This is a genomic window from Roseomonas sp. WA12, from assembly GCF_054165765.1.
On record NZ_CM135108.1, the window covers coordinates 4,012,538 to 4,027,438 of the forward strand.

Sequence of the window (14,901 nt, forward strand, 5' to 3'; positions counted from 1 at the left end):
CCCTCAGTCCACCCGGGCGCCGGAGGCCCGCACGATCGCCGGCCACCGCGCCGCCTCGGCCCGCACCAGCGCCGCGAAATCGGCCCGGCTGCCCGAGGCCATGTCGAAGCCCTGCGCCCGCAGCCCGTCCGCCACCTCCGGCCGCGCCATGGCCCGGCGCGTCTCAGCATGCAGCCGCTCCAGGATCGGCTCCGGCGTGCCGGCCGGGGCCAGCAGCCCCTGCCAGGTCACCACCTCGAAGCCGGGGAACCCGCTCTCGGCCACCGTCGGCACATCGGGCAGGGAGGCGGCGCGGCTGCTGCCGGTCACGGCCAGCGCCCGGATCTGGCCCTGGCGGATATATTCGATGGCGGCGGGCAGGGTGACGAGCAGGCTGTCGATATGCCCGGCCACGAGGTCCACCACGGCGGGCCCGCCGCCGCGATAGGGCACATGGGTGGTCTGGAAGCCCATCGCCTGGCCCAGCACGATGCCGCCGAGATGCCCGATGCTGCCATTGCCCTGGCTGGCCAGGGTGGTCGCCCCCGCTGTCTCCTGCGCCAGGCGCCGGTACTCGGCGAGGCTCCGCGCCTCCAACCCGTTCTTCACCACCAGCACCTGCGGCGCCCGCACCAGCTCCGCGATTGGGGCGAAGTCCCGCACGGGATCGAAGCCGATCCTGGCGTAGAGCGAGGGGTTGATGGTCAGCGGGTCGGACCCGACGAGCAGGGTCAGCCCGTCCGGCCGGGCGCGCGCCACCAGCTCGAAAGCGATGTTGCTGCCCGCGCCCGTGTGGTTTTCCACCACCACCGGCTGGCCAAGCGGCCCGGTGAGCGCGCGGGCAGCCGTGCGCCCGAGGATATCGAGGCTGCCGCCCGGCGCCACCGGCACGATCATCCGCAGCGCCCGGTCCGGCCAGGCCGCGGCCGCCGGGACCTCACCCTGGGCAAAGGCGGGCCGGGCCTCGGCGTGGCGGAGAACCAGGGGAGCAGGAAGGACGGCCGCCAGGGCGAGAAGACGGCGGCGGGAAAGGTCGCGCATTGGGCGGTAGTCCAGCGAAATGATCTGAGGAGGAGATGGTTTTTCTCCTCTCCCTCGGCTATGCCCGCAACACAAAGATTTTTCTGCTCGTACGAGCGGCAACGGGAGAAGGATCTGGCCCATGTCGGCACAGCCGGAGTTGGACCCCACCGATCGCGCCATCCTCCGCCTGATCCAGGCGGATGCGGCCCTGTCGCTCGCCGCCATCGCGGCCGAGATCGGCCTCACCCCCACCCCCTGCTGGAAGCGCATCCGCCGGATGGAGGCAGCCGGCGTCATCACCGGCCGCGCCACCCTGCTCGACCCCGCCAAGGTCGGCCTGCCCCTCTCCGTCTTCGTCGCGCTCGAGATCGGCGATCACTCCGCCGCCTGGATCGACGCCTTCGCCGAGACGGTCACCACGATGCCGGAGGTGCTGGAATGCTGGCGCATGGGCGGGGACGTGGACTACCTGCTCCGCGTCGCGGTGGCGGACATGCCGGCCTATGACGCCTTCTACCGCCGCCTCACCGCCGCCGTGCCGGGCCTGCGCAACGTCACCAGCCGCTTCGCCATGGAACGGGTGAAGTCCACCACGGCCCTGCCGGTCTGATGAGCCGCGTCGCGCCCGGTGGCCGCATCTCGCGAGACGAAGCGCAGCGCCGCGTGTTGATGCCCCCTCCCCTCTGCCGCATAACCCCCGCGTGACACGCGCCCCACACCCCGTCCTGATCGCGCCCTCGCTGCTCGCGGCCGACTTCACCCGGCTGGCCGAGGAGGTCGCCGCCATCGAGGCGGCCGGCGCCGACTGGCTGCACCTGGACATCATGGACGGCCATTTCGTCCCCAACATCTCCTTCGGCCCGTCCATCGTGAAGGCGCTCCGCCCCCTCAGCCGCATGCCCTTCGACGTGCACCTGATGATCGCGCCCGCCGATCCCTATCTCGCCGCCTTCGCCGAGGCCGGCGCCGACCTCATCTCGCTCCACCCCGAGGCCGGCCCGCATCTCCACCGCTCGCTGCAGACCATCCGGGCGTTGGGCAGGAAAGCCGGCGTGGTGCTGAACCCCGCCACCCCCGTCGAGAGCATTGCCCATGTGCTGGACCTCGTGGACCTGATCCTCGTGATGACGGTGAACCCCGGTTTCGGCGGCCAGTCCTTCCTGGAAAGCCAACTTCCCAAGATCGCCACCCTGCGCCGCATGATCGACGCGCAGGTTGCCGGGGGAGGCCGCGACATCCGCCTCCAGATCGACGGCGGCGTCACCATCAGGACCGCCCCCCTCTGCCTCGAGGCCGGGGCCGACGTGCTGGTCGCCGGCACGGCCGTGTTCGGTGCGCCGGACCGCCCCCAGGCCATCGCCGCCCTCCGCAGCCCCCAATGCGCCAAGACCGGAGTCTGGGCATGAGCGGCCGCTGGCTCCGCGGCGCCCGCCGCACCCTCTCCACCCTCAAGCCCATCCGGGTGCCCGAGGCGCCCTCCCGCGCCTTCCGCGACCTTTGGCCGGGCGATGCGCAACGCGGCCAGCGCCTCCTGCAGGGCGAGCTGGAGGTGGCCGGCACCGTCCGTCCCCTGCCCGACGACCCCGCCGCCTTCGGCCCCGCCGCCGGTAGCCCGCCCTGGCGCGCCGCACTCCACGGCTTCGCCTGGCTGCGCGACCTCCGGGCGCTCGGTACCGATTCCGCCCGCATGCACGCCCGCGACATCGCCCGTGCCTGGCTGGAGGCCCCGGTCGCCGACCCGCTGGCCAACGCCCCCGAAGTGGTCGGCGCCCGCCTCTCCGCCTGGCTCGGCCACTGGGACTTCATCGCCGCCACGGCCGAGGACGGCTTCCGCCGCGCCATGATGGCCCGCCTGGCCTCCGACGCCCGCGCCCTCGTCGCCATCCTCCCCGCCGACGCCCGCCATCGCGGCGCCCTGGTGTCACTGAAGGGCGCGCTCGCCGCCGCGGTGGCGCTCGAGGAGGAGCCCTGGCTCACCCGCTGCCTCAAGCTGCTGCCCGCCGAGATCGACCGCCAGATCCTGCCCGACGGCGCGCATGTGGAACGCAGCCCCGGCATCCTGCTGCTGGCGCTGCAGGACCTCATCGAGATCCGCAACCTCCTCCACGGCGCCGGCATCGAGGCCCCGCCCCATCTCGCCCATGCGCTGGACCGCGCCGCGCCCGCGCTGCGCCTGTTCCGCCACGGCGACGGGGGCCTCGCCGCCTTCAACGGCACGCGCGAGGAATCCGCGAGCCTGCTGGACCTCGTCCTTACCCAGGCCCAGGCCCGCGGCCGCGCGCCGCTCATCCTCGGCGATGCCGGTTTCCAGCGCCTGCAGGCCGGCCGCACCCTCGTCATTGCCGATTGCGGCCCGCCCCCGGCCCGCGGCGCCGGGCTCGGCGGCGGCCCCGCCCCGGGCGGCCTGCCCCGCGGCGCCGACCGCATGCACCATGCCGGCACCCTCTCCTTCGAGATGTCGATCGGCCGCGACCGCTTGATCATCAACTGCGGCGCGGCGCCGGCCGCCGAAGGCGCCTGGCGCGATGCGCTGCGCGCCACCGCCGCCCATTCCACCCTGACGCTAGCCGATACCAACAGCAGTGAGCTGACCGAGGACGGCCTCGGCCGCCGGCCCGAGCATGTGGAAGCCGAACGCCACGAGGCCAGCGGCGCCCAATGGCTGGAAGCCACGCATGACGGCTGGAAGCGCGGGTTCAACGCCATTCACCGCCGCCGCCTCTACCTCGCGGAATCCGGGGACGACCTGCGCGGCGAGGACCTGGTGGAGGCGGAGGAAATCCCCGCCTTCACCGTCCGCTTCCACCTCCACCCCGCCGTCACCGCCACCATGGGCGAGGACGGCGCCTCGGTGCTGCTGCGGCCTCCCACCGGCAGCCCCTGGCGCCTGCGTGCCCGCGGCGGCCGCGTCTCGGTCGAGGACAGCATCCAGATGTTCGGCGAGGCCCGCCCCGCCACCCAGGTCGTCGTCTCGGCGGAGGCCGGGTCAGGCCATGTGCAATGGGCGATCGGCCGCGTGGCGGCGACGGACGGCTGACACCAGCGGCTGACACCAGAGAGCCCGGGCGACGCCCCGCGACGCAGGCCTGTTACGCGGCCAGGGGCGTCCCTCTCATGGGCGCTGGTCCCAGCTCTCGATCCGCCACGCCTCGCCCACCCGATGCAGCCGGCAGGCTGCGCCGGTCCGCACCTTCCCCTCCCCGGCCGCCGGCGGCCCTTCCAGCAAGGCCCGCACGAAGCGCAGGATCCCGTTGCTGGTGACGGCCAGCACAGGCGTCGCCGCCCCAGCCTCCGCCAGGAAGCCCTCCACCCGCGCGCGCACCGCCGCCTCGCCCTCGCCCCAGCCGCTGGCGGCGGGCGGCCAGCGCAGCCGCTTCTCCCAATCCTCCAGCACGGCCGCGCCCTCGCGGGCCACCACCTCCGCGCTGTCCAGCCCTTCCCAGGCGCCGTAATCCAACTCCCGCAGCCGGTCGTCGATCACGACGCTGCCGCCCAGCGCCCCCGCCAGGATGGCCGCGAACTCCCGCGTCCGGCGCAGCGGCCCGGCTACGATCCGTGCCGGCGCGAAGCCCTCGGCGACCAGCCCCGCCGCCAGCCGCTCCGCCTGCCGCCGCCCCTCCTCGACCAGCGGCAGATCGGTCCGCGCTCCCACCCAGACCGCCCGCTCGCCGGGGTCGAAGGTGTTGCCGTGCCGCGCGAAGAGGATCATGCCGCCACCCCCGTGCCGTCCCAGGCGGAGAGCAACTCACCCTCCTCCCCGATCAGCGCCTCGCAGCGCTCCAGGTCGCCGCGCGTGTCCACGCCCCAATGCGTGCGCCCCCGGTAATCCACCTCCACCACGCGGATCGGGATGCCGTGCTCCAGCGCGCGCAGCTGCTCCAGGCTCTCCGCACGTTCCAGCGGCCCCATCGGCAGTGCCACCAGCGCCGACAGCACCTGCGGCCGGTAGCCGTACAGCCCGATATGCCTGAGCACCGGCACGTCATCCGCCGCGCGCCGATAGGGGATGATCGACTTCGAGAAGTACAGCGCGTCGCCCGCCTGGTTCCGCACCACCGTCGTCCCGCCGACCTCCCCCGCTGCCTTGGCCGCCACCAGCCGTGCCAGCGCCTCGGGCAGCATCCGCGTCGCCGGCGTCACCATGCGGATCGCCGGGTCCCGCGCCGCCTCGATCATCGCGGCAATCACCCAGGGCGGCGTGAGCACGGCATCCCCCTGCAGGTTGACGACGAAGTCCGGCGTTGCGCTTGCAACGACGCCCGGTGTGGCGCCTGCCGTGCCGCCCGGCGACGCCGGGAGCGACGCCAGCACCGCGGCCGCGCGCTCCGTCCCGTTGCGGATCGCCGGATCCGTCATGACGGCCTCCGCCCCGATCCCCGCCGCGAAGGCGCCGATCCGCTCGTCATCGGTCGCGATCACCACCCGCGCTCCGGGCGCCGCCGCGCGGGCAATGGCCCAGACCCGCTGCAGCATCGGCACGCCGCGCAGCGGCGCGAGCGGCTTGCCGGGAAACCGGGTCGATCCCCACCGCGCGGGAATGACGATCAGAACACTCATGCAGCTCGCCCATCAGCATCGGGCGGCAGCCGCGCGCCCGGATTAGGAATGCACGTTGAGAATGCGCGTAAGGGATGCGCGAAGGCCGGCCCTCAGGCCACGCCGATCCGCAGCAGGTCGTGCAGGTGAAGGATCCCCGCGGGCCGCCCGTGCTCCAGCACGAACAGGCTGGTGATGCGCCGCTCGTTCATCAGGTGCAGCGCCTCCTCTGCCAGCGCGTCCGGCCCGATGGTGCGCGGCTGGCGCGACATCGCCTCCCGCACCGGCCCGTCGTTGAACCCGGTCTGGAAAGCGCGCCGCAAGTCGCCATCCGTCACCACGCCGACGAGATGGCCGCCCGCATCCACAACCGCCGTTGTGCCGAAGCGCTTGCCCGTCATCTCCATGATGGCACGGGACAGCGTCGCGTCCTCCGCCACGGTGGGCACGTCGGCACCCGTGTGCATCACCTCGCGCACCTTGCGCAGCTGGGACCCGAGCCGGCCGCCGGGGTGGTAGCGCCGGAAGTCCTGCGCCGAGAAGCCGCGGCGGGACAGCAGCGCGACGGCGAGCGCGTCGCCGATCGCCATCTGCATGGTGGTGGAGGTGGTGGGCGCCAGCCCGTTCGGGCAGGCCTCGGGCATCACGGGCAGGACGAGCGGGATATCCGCCGCCGCCCCCAGCGTGCCGGTGACGCGGGAGGTGATGGCGATCAGCGGGATGCTCCAGCGGCGGGCATAGGCGATTACATCGGCCAGCTCCGGCGCCTCCCCGGACCAGGACAGCGCGAGCACCACGTCGTCATCCGCGATCATGCCGAGATCGCCGTGGCTCGCCTCGGCCGGATGCACGAAATAGGCGGGCGTACCGGTGGAGGCGAGGGTGGCCGCGATCTTGCGCCCGACATGGCCGGACTTGCCCATGCCGGTGACGATCACCCGCCCGCCCGCGCCGCCAATGGCCGCCACCGCACGCCCGAAGGCCTCGCCCAGCGGCCCGTCCAGCGCCGCGCGCAGCGCCTCGAGCCCCTCGGCCTCCAGCCGCAGGGTCCGGCGCGCCTCGTCGCGCACGGCATCGGCTGCGGCGTCCACGCCATCCATCTGCTGCGCGTCCGTTTCCATCGTCGAACCCTCCGGCGAACCCGCCATGCCGCCCGCAGCGCGCATCATGCCGCTCCTCGTCGCGCAAGGCCCGTTGCCGGGCCCCATGCCTGGTACGGCACCCCCCGTGAGGCATGGCCGAATCGCGGGCCGAAGGCGTCAAGGACGGGCTGCGCCTCGCGCATCGACGATCTCCGGCCGTTTCGCCGCGTTCTTTAGGATGTGGGTCCGAGGTTAGCAAAGCCTCTCCCCCATCCCTGCCCCGCGCTCCCGGACGGGAGCCAAGCCGGGGGAGCCACGCTTCCCACCCAGGGGCCGGGATACCGCTTTCGCGGAATAGGCCTTGAAGGCGTGCCATGTACCGCAAGCCGCGCGCTCGCAACGGGCCGGCGCCGCTATCCCACCAGCGCCGCCGCCAGGTTCACTGCCGCCGCCACCACCACGGCGTTGAACAGGAAGGCCAGCAGCGCGTGCCCCAGCACCAGCCGCCGCATTCCCGCGGACTGCGTCGTCACGTCCGAGACCTGCGCCGTCATCCCCACCGTCATCGCGAAGTACAGGAACTCCGGAAAGTCCGGCCGCTCGTTTCCCGGGAAGTCCAGCGCCTCCCCGTGCAGCCAGTGCACATGCGCGTAGTGATGCGCGAACAGCACCTGCACGAACACCCAGGAGAGCAGCACCGTCGCCCCCGCCAGCGCCGCCGCCGCCCCGGCACGCGGCGTACCCTTTGCCAGCACCAGATCCGCGCCCACCGCCACCAGTGCCACCAGCGCCGCCGTCACTGAGAGCAGCAGGATCGCCCACTGGTCCTCGTCCAGCCGCGCCGCCCGGTCGCGCAGATCCTCCGGAGAGGCACCCCAGAGCCAGATCAGGATCGCCACCAGATACACCAGCGCCGAGGCATCCCAGCCGAACAGCCCGGCCGAGACCCCGCCCGCCCCCAGCCACCAAGCCAGCACACCGGCCACCAGACCCGTCGCCAGCGCCCCCATCAGGATGGGCCGGCGCGTGAGCCGCGGCAGGATCACCGCCGCTCGCCCACCGTCTCCCCGATCGGCGGCACATCCCCGGTCATCCCCGCCAGCACCTCCGCCACGTGGCGCACCTGCACCGGGCTGTCCTCGCGCTTCAGCCGCCCGGCCATGTTCAGCAGGCAGCCCATATCGCCCGCGAGAAGCGTGTCCGCTCCCGTCGCGCGGATATCCGCCACCTTGTCCGTCACCATCCGCGTCGAGATGTCCGGATACTTCACGCAGAAGGTGCCGCCGAAGCCGCAGCACACCTCCGGTTCCGCCAGCTCCTTCACCGTCAGCCCCGGCACGCGGGACAGCAGCCGCCGCGGCTGCGCCCGCACTCCCAGCTCCCGCAGCCCCGAACAGGAATCGTGATAGGCCGCCACGCCATCATAGGGCGCCCGCGCCACATCCACCCCGCGCACATCCACGAGAAACGCGGTCAGCTCATGTGTCCGCGCGGCCAGCGCCTCCGCCCGCCCCCGATACTCCGGATCATCCGCGAACAGCGCGGGATAATGATGCGCGATCATCCCCGCACAGGACCCGGAGGGCGCCACCACGAAATCATATCCCAGGAAAGCATCCACCACCGCCCGCGCAAGGTCCGCCGCGGTCCGCCGGTCCCCCGTGTTGTAGGCCGGCTGCCCGCAGCAGGTCTGGGTGGCCGGCACCTCCACCTGGCACCCCGCCTCCTCCAGCAGCCGGATCGCGGCAAACCCCACACTGGGCCGGTACAGATCCACCAGGCAGGTGACGAACAGCGCGACGCGGGGCTTGGACAGGATCTCGGACATCCCCCGCAGAATAGGCCCGCGCCAGACCCGGCGCTACACGAACCACGGGCTGCCCCAAGGGAGGCGTCACCTCCCCTGAACCCCTCCACCAGGAAACCAGGTTTCCCGGACTTCCATCTGTTTCCGGTTGCTTCGCCAGGGGCCAGCGACCCTCGGTGCCTGGCAGATCCGCTCAAGCCGCCAAGATCTTTGTCCTGAAGCGCCGCCCTCGATCAGCACGCCCCAGCTAACTTCACGCGGGATACGAGGAGCCTGGTGGCTCGCCGGCGCGGGCAAAAGCTCACTGTCGCCCTTGGGGGAAACGATACTTCCCCCAGCAGCCCACAAGCGCCTTTCAGTCGAAGCGGAACAACCCCGCCAACCGCCCCTCGGCCTTCAGCACCGCCGCCGTGTTGTGCTCCTCGCTGTCATAGGCATGCAGCGACACCTGTGGAAACCGCGCCAGATGCCGCGCCTGCAGCGCATCGGTGCCGCTGCGCGTGCTGAAGTGGATCTCGATACGCCCGTCATACGGGATCTCATCCAGCACCCGCGCCAGATCCGCGTCGCGCCCGCGGAAGTCGAACTTCACCGCCCGCGCATCCGTGCCCTCGTACTGCTCAAAAGCCGCGAGATTGACGCGCGTCTGCGGCCCGAAGGCGATGATGCGCTCCGCCCCGATCTTCACCCCGAACAGGATCGCCGCGTAGCCGCCCATCGAGGTACCGGTGGTCATCACGCGGCTGTAGCCGAACGCCCGCACCCGCCCGCGCAGATACTCGGCCGTGGAGGCGACGTCGCGGCTCAACCCCATCAGCCCCTGGCACCACCAGGCCTGCTGGAAATCCCGGTAGAACAGGACATCGACCCCCAGTTCGGTCAGCGTCGCCGCCATCTCCGGCCGCGGCGAATAGATGCCCTGCCCCTTCGATCCGAAGGAGAACACGGCATGCGGCGAGCCCACCCGATGCAACACCTCCGCCGCTCCCTCGGCGGTGGGTGAATCGAGGATCGCGGGGCCGAGCACGCCGCCCGCCGCCAGCGCCCGATGCATCAGCAGCATCTTGTGCGCCTGCACCTTCATCTGCGCCCGCAGCGCCTTCAGCTCGCGCTGCAAGGCCACCACCTCGGGCGAGGGCGGATCGACGGGGTTCGGCTCACCTGCCGGCATCTGACGCATCCCTTGGCACCGCCGGTCGCGGCGCATCTCGGCACCAAGGCTAGGCAGGCCGCGCCTATCGCGAAAGAACCCCACCGCGAATGCGCGTCACCACTCGCTCACCACCGGGGCCGGCCGCCTCACCGCGGCCGCAGTACCCACACCCGCCCGGTCTCGCGCATCCGCCCGGCCGCCGCCCCGGCCTCGTCGCCCCAGCCCCAGAACAGATCCGCCCGCGCCGGCCCGCGAATGGCCCCGCCGGTGTCCAGCGCCACCACCAGCCGCTCCAGCCGCGCGCCCGTCACCGGGTCCCGCGTCGCGATCCAGATCGGCGTTCCCAGCGGCACATGCGCCCGGTCCACCGCGACCGACCGCCCGGGCACGAGAGGCGCCCCCAGCGTCCCCGCCGGCCCGCCCTCCACGGCCAGGTCGTCCCGCCAGCGGAAGAACACCCAGGACGGGTTCGCCTCCATCAACGCCCGCGCCTCCGCGGCCGGCGCTGCCGCGAGCCAGGCGCGAATGGTCTGCATCGAGACCGTCTCGCGCGTCAAAGCCCCGCGCTCGATCAGCAGCCGCCCCACCGGCACATAGGGATGCCCGTTCTTCCCGGCATAGCCGAGCCGCCGCACCGTCCCATCCGGGAACACCGCGCGGCCCGATCCCTGGATCTGCAGGAAGAACGCATCCACCGGATCGGCCCAGGCCAGCACCGCGCCCGGCCATTGCCCGCGCGCCACCGCCGCCTCGATCCCCGCACGGTCCAGATTCGGCGCGCCTGGCGCCACCGCGAGCAGTGGCGCCGAAAATCCCGGCCCAGGCGTGGCTGAAACGCGCAGCACCGGCTCGTAATACCCGGTGATCAGCCCCTCGCCGGCCGGCACCGGCTCGAAATGCCGGTCCAGGAAGGCCCGCGCCGCCCGCTCATCGCCCGCCGGCACCCGCGCCACCTCGGCACAGGCAGCCGCCAACGCACCCGCGTCCCTCGTCGCCGCGCAGCCCGCCCGAAAGGCCGGAAGCGCTTCCGAAACCCGGTCGCGCTCCCAGCCCGGCAACCCGCCGCAGCCCGACAGAACCAGTGAAAGAAGGAGAAGCGCCCCCGCAGGGGCGCGCCGCACCACCTTCAGGCCGCCCTCAAGCCGAGCGCGTCCCCACAAGCTTCCAGGCGGGATCCGGGCTCCGCACGTCGCGCTGGAAGGTCCAGATATCCGTCAGCTCGGTCACCGCATCGGCCCCGGCCACCGGCTTGCCCTGCGCATCGGTGGTCAGGTTCACCTGATCCGACACGAAGCGCACCGTCACATCGGCGACCGTCCCGCGCAGATCCGCCCCGTCGATCGAGGCTTCGCGAATGTCGCGGATCTCGGTCCGCTGCACCTCGCCCTTGGACTCCCGCTCGGTGATCGCACCTTCGAAGCCCGCATAGGTCTCGTCCGAGAGCAGGTCGCGCAGAACCACCCGGTTCCCCGCGGCAAAGCCCTCCACGATCATACGGAACGCGCCCTCGGCCCCACCCAGGAAGCCCGCCGGGTCGAAATTCGGATCCGCCGCGCGAATCCGCGCCAGTGCCTGGCCCACCGGCCCGCGCGGGTCCGGCACACCGCGCACCGGCCCGGCCGCCACTGGCGCCGCATCGCCCACCGCCGGCGGCACCGCCACCGGCCCGCGCTCGCCCGGAGGCCGCTCGAAACCGGTCCGCCGCCCCAGCACGCTGCGCAGGCGCAGCACCAGGAAGGCCGCCACCATCCCGAACAGGATCAGATCAATCGGGAAGCCGCCGCCCTGCATTTTTCTCTCCTTGATCGGTTACAGGTAGGGGCGGCAGCCCCCCGCCGCAACAGCCGCGCCCCCTTTGAGAGGGTCTGCACCCGGAAGGAGGAGGGAATTCCCCTGTCCGAACCCTCCCTCAAACTCCTGTACGGGGCTGTCGCAGGACGTCACGGCTGGGGGCTCCTGAAGCCCATGATCTCGGGCGACCGGCGTGGCAGCCCGCGCTGCCAGATCCCTTCCTCCCCCGGCAGCAACCCCCTCGCAGAATCCGGGAGTGCCGCCACTTCCCCGCGGTGGGACAAACGCTCGGCGACTGCCCTGGAGTTCGGGAAGTTGGCCCCCCGTCGCCGCCCGCGCCTCAGCCCAGGATGGCTCCCGACCACTCCCCATCCCAGGCGTTGTGCCCTCCAACCCCACCCGCTATCGCCGACCCCAAGATCCTCCCGGAGGCCCCCGCCATGATCCTGCTGCGCCACGGCCAGAGCGAGTTCAACCTGCACTTCAATGCCACCCGCGTTGACCCGGGCATCGAGGACCCGCGCCTCACCCCGCTCGGCCAGGAGCAGGCCGAGGCCGCCGCCGAGGCCCTCGGGAACGAAGGCGTCCGACGCATCGTCGCCAGCCCCTATACCCGCGCACTGCAGACCGCGGCTCCCCTCGCCCGCCGCCTGGGCCTGCCCGTCGAGGTCCACTCCCTGGTGCGGGAACGCTACGCCTTCGCCTGCGATGTCGGCTCCCCCCGCGAAAGCCTCACCGAGGCCTGGCCCGAGCACGACTTCGCCCATCTCGACGCCATCTGGTGGCCGCAGGAGGAGGAACCCGCGGAATCCATCATGTCCCGCGCCCGCCTCTTTCGCGGCGAGATGCGCGAGCGCCCGGACTGGGCCCACACCGTCGTTGTCTGCCACTGGGGGTTCATCATGGCGATGACCGGCCAGTCCCTGATGAACGGCCAGTGGCTCCGCGTGGACCCAACCGAGGACGGCCCGGAAAGCGTGAACTGGCACCACGGCTGAACCCGCGCCGCCGGAGGCCAAAAGCGCGGCAACCCCGCGCCGCCCCCGCCTGACAGCCCGCCCCGCCCCGTGCTACCCCGCCGCCGCCATCCCCGCCGAACAAGGCCCGATCCCATGTCCGACCTGCCGCCGCCCGCCGACTTCCCCCCGAACGGCCAGCCTCCGAATGGCCTTCCGAACGACCAGCCCCAGGGCCCCCTGGTGGTGAACCTGCAGTACGTCCGCGACCTCTCCTTCGAGGTTCCGGGCGCGCCCGGCATCTACACCTCGCTGCGCGAGCAGCCCCGCATCGACGTGGCGCTCGACGTCCAGGCCCGCGCCCTGCAGGACGGCGGCAACGTCTTCGAGGTCACGCTCCAGATCCGCTGCGACGCGAAGACCTCCGACGGCACCACCGCCTTCATTGCCGAGCTTGCCTATGCCGGCCTCTTCACCGTGAACGTGGCGCCCGACGTGCTCGAGCCCGTGCTGCTGGTGGAATGCCCGCGCCTGCTCTTCCCCTTCGCCCGCAACATCCTCTCGGACGTCACGCGCGATGGCGGCTTCATGCCCGTCGCCCTCACGCCGATCGACTTCGTGGCCCTGTGGCAGTCCCGCCGCGGCCAGGGCGGCGCCCCCGGCGGCCTGCCCGAAGGCACGATGCTCTCCTGAGCAACACCGGAACGGCCCGCCCCATCGCGCGGGCCGTTCCATCCGGACGGCCTCAGCCCACCAGCACCCCGTGCTGCCGCAGGAAGCCCAGCAAGGGCAGCAGCGGCAGGCCCAGCACCGCCGCGTGCTCCCCCTCCACCGTGTCGAACAGCTGCACCCCCGGCCCCTCCAGCCGGTACGCGCCCACCGTCGCCGTCAGCGCCTCCCCCTCCATCGCCAGATAGGCGTCGAGGAACGCATCCGAAAACGGCCGCATCGCCAGCGACGGCGCCGCCACGTGCTGCCAGATCCGCCGCCCGCCCCGCCAGCACAGCACCGCCGTCACCAGCCGGTGCGTCCGCCCCCGCAGCGCCAGCAGATGCGCCCGCGCCTCCGCCACGCTCTCCGGCTTGTCGAACCAGCGATCCTCCCCGTCCGGCTCCGGCAGCACCAGGATCTGGTCGCAGCCGACCACCAGCGCCTCCGGCCACCGCGCCGCGATCCGCCGCGCCTTCGCCTCGGCGAGCATCAGCGCCGCATCCGCCGCCGGAATCCCCTCGGCCCGCGCAGCCTCCTTGATTGCCCCTTCGTCCACCGCAGCCGCCACCGCCTCGAAGCGCAACCCCGCGCCCGCCAGCACCGCCCGCCGCGCCGCCGACGCGCTGGCCAGCACCACCACAGGCGCCTCCACCTGCAAACCTTCACCCGCCATGCCTATCGCCTCTTCCGGTCTGTCCCGGGGAGAGGAAGAAGGAATTCTTCCTCTCCCCGGACCCCTCACCATCATCTTCTTCTGATATTCGGAATCACTTGGGCTGACGGTGCGCCTCGGGTCCACGACCCGAGGCGACTGACAGATCAGGAACCAATCCGCGGCAGCCGGATGGGGGTCCAGGGGCCTCAGGCCTTTGGCGATAGGGGTCTGGGGAAAGCAGCGCTTTCCCCGGGGCCACCCGACCGCGAACGCCCACCTATCGCGCCGGCGGCCCCTGGTTCGCCCCGCGCGGCACGCCCTGCACGGATTGCGGCGCCATCCGCGCGTGCCAGGCCTCCATCAGCTGCAGCACGGTCGCCGCCGTCTCCTCGATGCTCCGCCGCGTCACGTCGATCACCGGCCAGCCCCGCGAGGTGCACAACCGCCGCGCCGCAAGGATTTCGGCCCGCACCGCCTCGGGGTCCACGTAATCCGTCGCGTCCTGCCGCACTGCGCCCTGACCGATCAGCTTCATCCGATGCCGCCGGATCTCCAGCAGCGCGTTCGCCTCGATCGTCAGCCCGATCACCGGGCAGGGCGGATGCTCCAGCTCGGGCGGTAGGGTCGCACCCGGCACGATCGGCACGTTCGCCGCCTTGATCCCGCGGTTCGCCAGGTAAAAGCAGGTCGGCGTCTTGCTGCTGCGGGAGACGCCGACCAGGCAGGCATCGGCCTCCGCGATCCCGGCCGTGCCCTGCCCGTCGTCATGGGCCAGCACGTAATGCATGGCGTCGATCCGTCGGAAGTAGTCGGCATCCAGCACGTGCTGCGCGGCCCGCTTCTCCTTCGCCGCCTCGCCGATCTCCTTCTGGAGGAGGTCCAGCGTCTGATCGAGCACCGAGAGATGCGTCACCCCCAGCCGCCCGCAGAACTCCTCCAGACTGTGCCGGAGTGAGGTGTCGGCCATGGTGAACAGCACCGGCCCGGGCTCCGCCTGGATGCCCTCCAGCACCTGCTCCAGCTGAAAGCGCGAGCGCACCAGGAACCAGCGGTGCTGGATGACATTCGGCTCCTCGAACCGCGCCAGCGTCGCCCGCGCCATCGAGTTGAGCGTCTCCCCCGTGCTGTCGGAGACGAGGTGGAGGTTGGTGGTGCGTGGCATCCGCGGACCCTAGCCCAACCCCGTGACCCTTGGGGAGGATACGACT

16 protein-coding genes are annotated in these 14,901 nt (G+C 72.2%); 5 read left to right on the top strand and 11 right to left on the bottom strand.

Annotated features, from left to right (window positions below):
* Window positions 1-3: 3 nt before the first annotated feature.
* The gene (locus ACVBD7_RS18975; protein ID WP_458094803.1) at window positions 4-1,020 is read right to left on the bottom strand and encodes a tripartite tricarboxylate transporter substrate binding protein; all 1,017 of its coding nucleotides are present in this window, start codon (window positions 1,018-1,020) and stop codon (window positions 4-6) included.
* A gap of 121 nt (window positions 1,021-1,141) precedes the next feature.
* Between ACVBD7_RS18975 and ACVBD7_RS18980 the strand changes: the two genes are divergently transcribed.
* The 3 genes from ACVBD7_RS18980 to ACVBD7_RS18990 all read left to right on the top strand — a co-directional run bounded on the left by ACVBD7_RS18980 (window position 1,142) and on the right by ACVBD7_RS18990 (window position 4,039).
* Window positions 1,142-1,612, top strand: a complete 471-nt coding sequence (locus ACVBD7_RS18980; RefSeq protein ID WP_458094804.1) for an Lrp/AsnC family transcriptional regulator — start codon at window positions 1,142-1,144, stop codon at window positions 1,610-1,612.
* Window positions 1,613-1,703: 91 nt separating this feature from the next.
* Window positions 1,704-2,408 carry a ribulose-phosphate 3-epimerase gene (rpe, locus tag ACVBD7_RS18985; RefSeq protein ID WP_458094805.1) on the top strand — a complete coding sequence of 235 codons (705 nt, stop codon included), beginning with the start codon at window positions 1,704-1,706 and terminating at the stop codon, window positions 2,406-2,408.
* A complete protein-coding gene (locus tag ACVBD7_RS18990; RefSeq protein WP_458094806.1) occupies window positions 2,405-4,039 on the top strand; it encodes a heparinase II/III family protein in 1,635 nt (544 codons plus the stop codon). Before rpe ends, ACVBD7_RS18990 begins: the two co-directional genes overlap by 4 nt.
* Before the next feature lie 75 nt (window positions 4,040-4,114).
* Here the strand turns inward: ACVBD7_RS18990 and ACVBD7_RS18995 are convergent, their stop codons facing one another.
* The 8 genes from ACVBD7_RS18995 to ACVBD7_RS19030 all read right to left on the bottom strand — a co-directional run bounded on the left by ACVBD7_RS18995 (window position 4,115) and on the right by ACVBD7_RS19030 (window position 11,371).
* Window positions 4,115-4,711, bottom strand: a complete 597-nt coding sequence (locus ACVBD7_RS18995; protein ID WP_458094807.1) for a histidine phosphatase family protein — start codon at window positions 4,709-4,711, stop codon at window positions 4,115-4,117.
* Complete coding sequence (locus ACVBD7_RS19000; protein WP_458094808.1) at window positions 4,708-5,559, bottom strand: 3-deoxy-manno-octulosonate cytidylyltransferase; 852 nt, start codon at window positions 5,557-5,559, stop codon at window positions 4,708-4,710. Before ACVBD7_RS19000 ends, ACVBD7_RS18995 begins: the two co-directional genes overlap by 4 nt.
* Window positions 5,560-5,651: 92 nt before the next feature.
* Window positions 5,652-6,638, bottom strand: a complete 987-nt coding sequence (locus tag ACVBD7_RS19005; RefSeq protein WP_458097725.1) for a KpsF/GutQ family sugar-phosphate isomerase — start codon at window positions 6,636-6,638, stop codon at window positions 5,652-5,654.
* Between the two features lie 395 nt (window positions 6,639-7,033).
* Complete coding sequence (locus ACVBD7_RS19010; RefSeq protein ID WP_458094809.1) at window positions 7,034-7,666, bottom strand: DUF1345 domain-containing protein; 633 nt, start codon at window positions 7,664-7,666, stop codon at window positions 7,034-7,036.
* Entirely contained in the window at window positions 7,663-8,448 is a 786-nt protein-coding gene (locus ACVBD7_RS19015) for a (Fe-S)-binding protein (protein ID WP_458094810.1), read from the bottom strand. Before ACVBD7_RS19015 ends, ACVBD7_RS19010 begins: the two co-directional genes overlap by 4 nt.
* 334 nt (window positions 8,449-8,782) lie before the next feature.
* On the bottom strand, window positions 8,783-9,598 hold the full coding sequence (locus ACVBD7_RS19020; protein ID WP_458094811.1) for a hypothetical protein: 816 nt from the start codon (window positions 9,596-9,598) through the stop codon (window positions 8,783-8,785).
* A 128-nt stretch (window positions 9,599-9,726) separates the two neighbouring features.
* Window positions 9,727-10,740, bottom strand: a complete 1,014-nt coding sequence (mltA, locus tag ACVBD7_RS19025; RefSeq protein ID WP_458094812.1) for a murein transglycosylase A — start codon at window positions 10,738-10,740, stop codon at window positions 9,727-9,729.
* Window positions 10,718-11,371: a Tim44/TimA family putative adaptor protein gene (locus ACVBD7_RS19030; protein WP_458094813.1), complete on the bottom strand. Its 654-nt coding sequence runs from the start codon at window positions 11,369-11,371 to the stop codon at window positions 10,718-10,720. Before ACVBD7_RS19030 ends, mltA begins: the two co-directional genes overlap by 23 nt.
* Window positions 11,372-11,811: 440 nt before the next feature.
* On the opposite strand from ACVBD7_RS19030, the gene ACVBD7_RS19035 reads away from it, so the two are divergent.
* Window positions 11,812-12,369 (top strand): histidine phosphatase family protein, encoded by a 558-nt coding sequence (locus tag ACVBD7_RS19035; RefSeq protein ID WP_458094814.1) that lies wholly within the window; start codon window positions 11,812-11,814, stop codon window positions 12,367-12,369.
* A gap of 114 nt (window positions 12,370-12,483) precedes the next feature.
* A complete protein-coding gene (gene secB, locus ACVBD7_RS19040) occupies window positions 12,484-13,020 on the top strand; it encodes a protein-export chaperone SecB (protein WP_458094815.1) in 537 nt (178 codons plus the stop codon).
* 52 nt (window positions 13,021-13,072) lie between these two features.
* Here secB and ACVBD7_RS19045 read toward each other — a convergent pair whose 3' ends face one another.
* Window positions 13,073-13,711: a Maf family protein gene (locus tag ACVBD7_RS19045; RefSeq protein ID WP_458094816.1), complete on the bottom strand. Its 639-nt coding sequence runs from the start codon at window positions 13,709-13,711 to the stop codon at window positions 13,073-13,075.
* A 259-nt stretch (window positions 13,712-13,970) separates the two neighbouring features.
* Window positions 13,971-14,855 (bottom strand): pyruvate, water dikinase regulatory protein, encoded by an 885-nt coding sequence (locus ACVBD7_RS19050; RefSeq protein ID WP_458094817.1) that lies wholly within the window; start codon window positions 14,853-14,855, stop codon window positions 13,971-13,973.
* Between the last annotated feature and the right edge of the window lie 46 nt (window positions 14,856-14,901).

Excerpts from the sequence above, each read along its gene's own strand:
- ACVBD7_RS18980 (WP_458094804.1), top strand. The coding sequence starts at position 1,142 with ATGTCGGCACAGCCGGAGTTGGACCCCACCGATCGCGCCATCCTCCGC.
- ACVBD7_RS18995 (WP_458094807.1), bottom strand. The coding sequence starts at position 4,711 with ATGATCCTCTTCGCGCGGCACGGCAACACCTTCGACCCCGGCGAGCGG.
- secB (WP_458094815.1), top strand. The coding sequence starts at position 12,484 with ATGTCCGACCTGCCGCCGCCCGCCGACTTCCCCCCGAACGGCCAGCCT.
- ACVBD7_RS19030 (WP_458094813.1), bottom strand. The coding sequence starts at position 11,371 with ATGCAGGGCGGCGGCTTCCCGATTGATCTGATCCTGTTCGGGATGGTG.
- ACVBD7_RS19035 (WP_458094814.1), top strand. The coding sequence starts at position 11,812 with ATGATCCTGCTGCGCCACGGCCAGAGCGAGTTCAACCTGCACTTCAAT.
- ACVBD7_RS19050 (WP_458094817.1), bottom strand. The coding sequence starts at position 14,855 with ATGCCACGCACCACCAACCTCCACCTCGTCTCCGACAGCACGGGGGAG.
- ACVBD7_RS18975 (WP_458094803.1), bottom strand. The coding sequence starts at position 1,020 with ATGCGCGACCTTTCCCGCCGCCGTCTTCTCGCCCTGGCGGCCGTCCTT.
- ACVBD7_RS18990 (WP_458094806.1), top strand. The coding sequence starts at position 2,405 with ATGAGCGGCCGCTGGCTCCGCGGCGCCCGCCGCACCCTCTCCACCCTC.
- ACVBD7_RS19005 (WP_458097725.1), bottom strand. The coding sequence starts at position 6,638 with ATGGATGGCGTGGACGCCGCAGCCGATGCCGTGCGCGACGAGGCGCGC.
- ACVBD7_RS19020 (WP_458094811.1), bottom strand. The coding sequence starts at position 9,598 with ATGCCGGCAGGTGAGCCGAACCCCGTCGATCCGCCCTCGCCCGAGGTG.
- ACVBD7_RS19045 (WP_458094816.1), bottom strand. The coding sequence starts at position 13,711 with ATGGCGGGTGAAGGTTTGCAGGTGGAGGCGCCTGTGGTGGTGCTGGCC.
- ACVBD7_RS19000 (WP_458094808.1), bottom strand. The coding sequence starts at position 5,559 with ATGAGTGTTCTGATCGTCATTCCCGCGCGGTGGGGATCGACCCGGTTT.
- ACVBD7_RS19015 (WP_458094810.1), bottom strand. The coding sequence starts at position 8,448 with ATGTCCGAGATCCTGTCCAAGCCCCGCGTCGCGCTGTTCGTCACCTGC.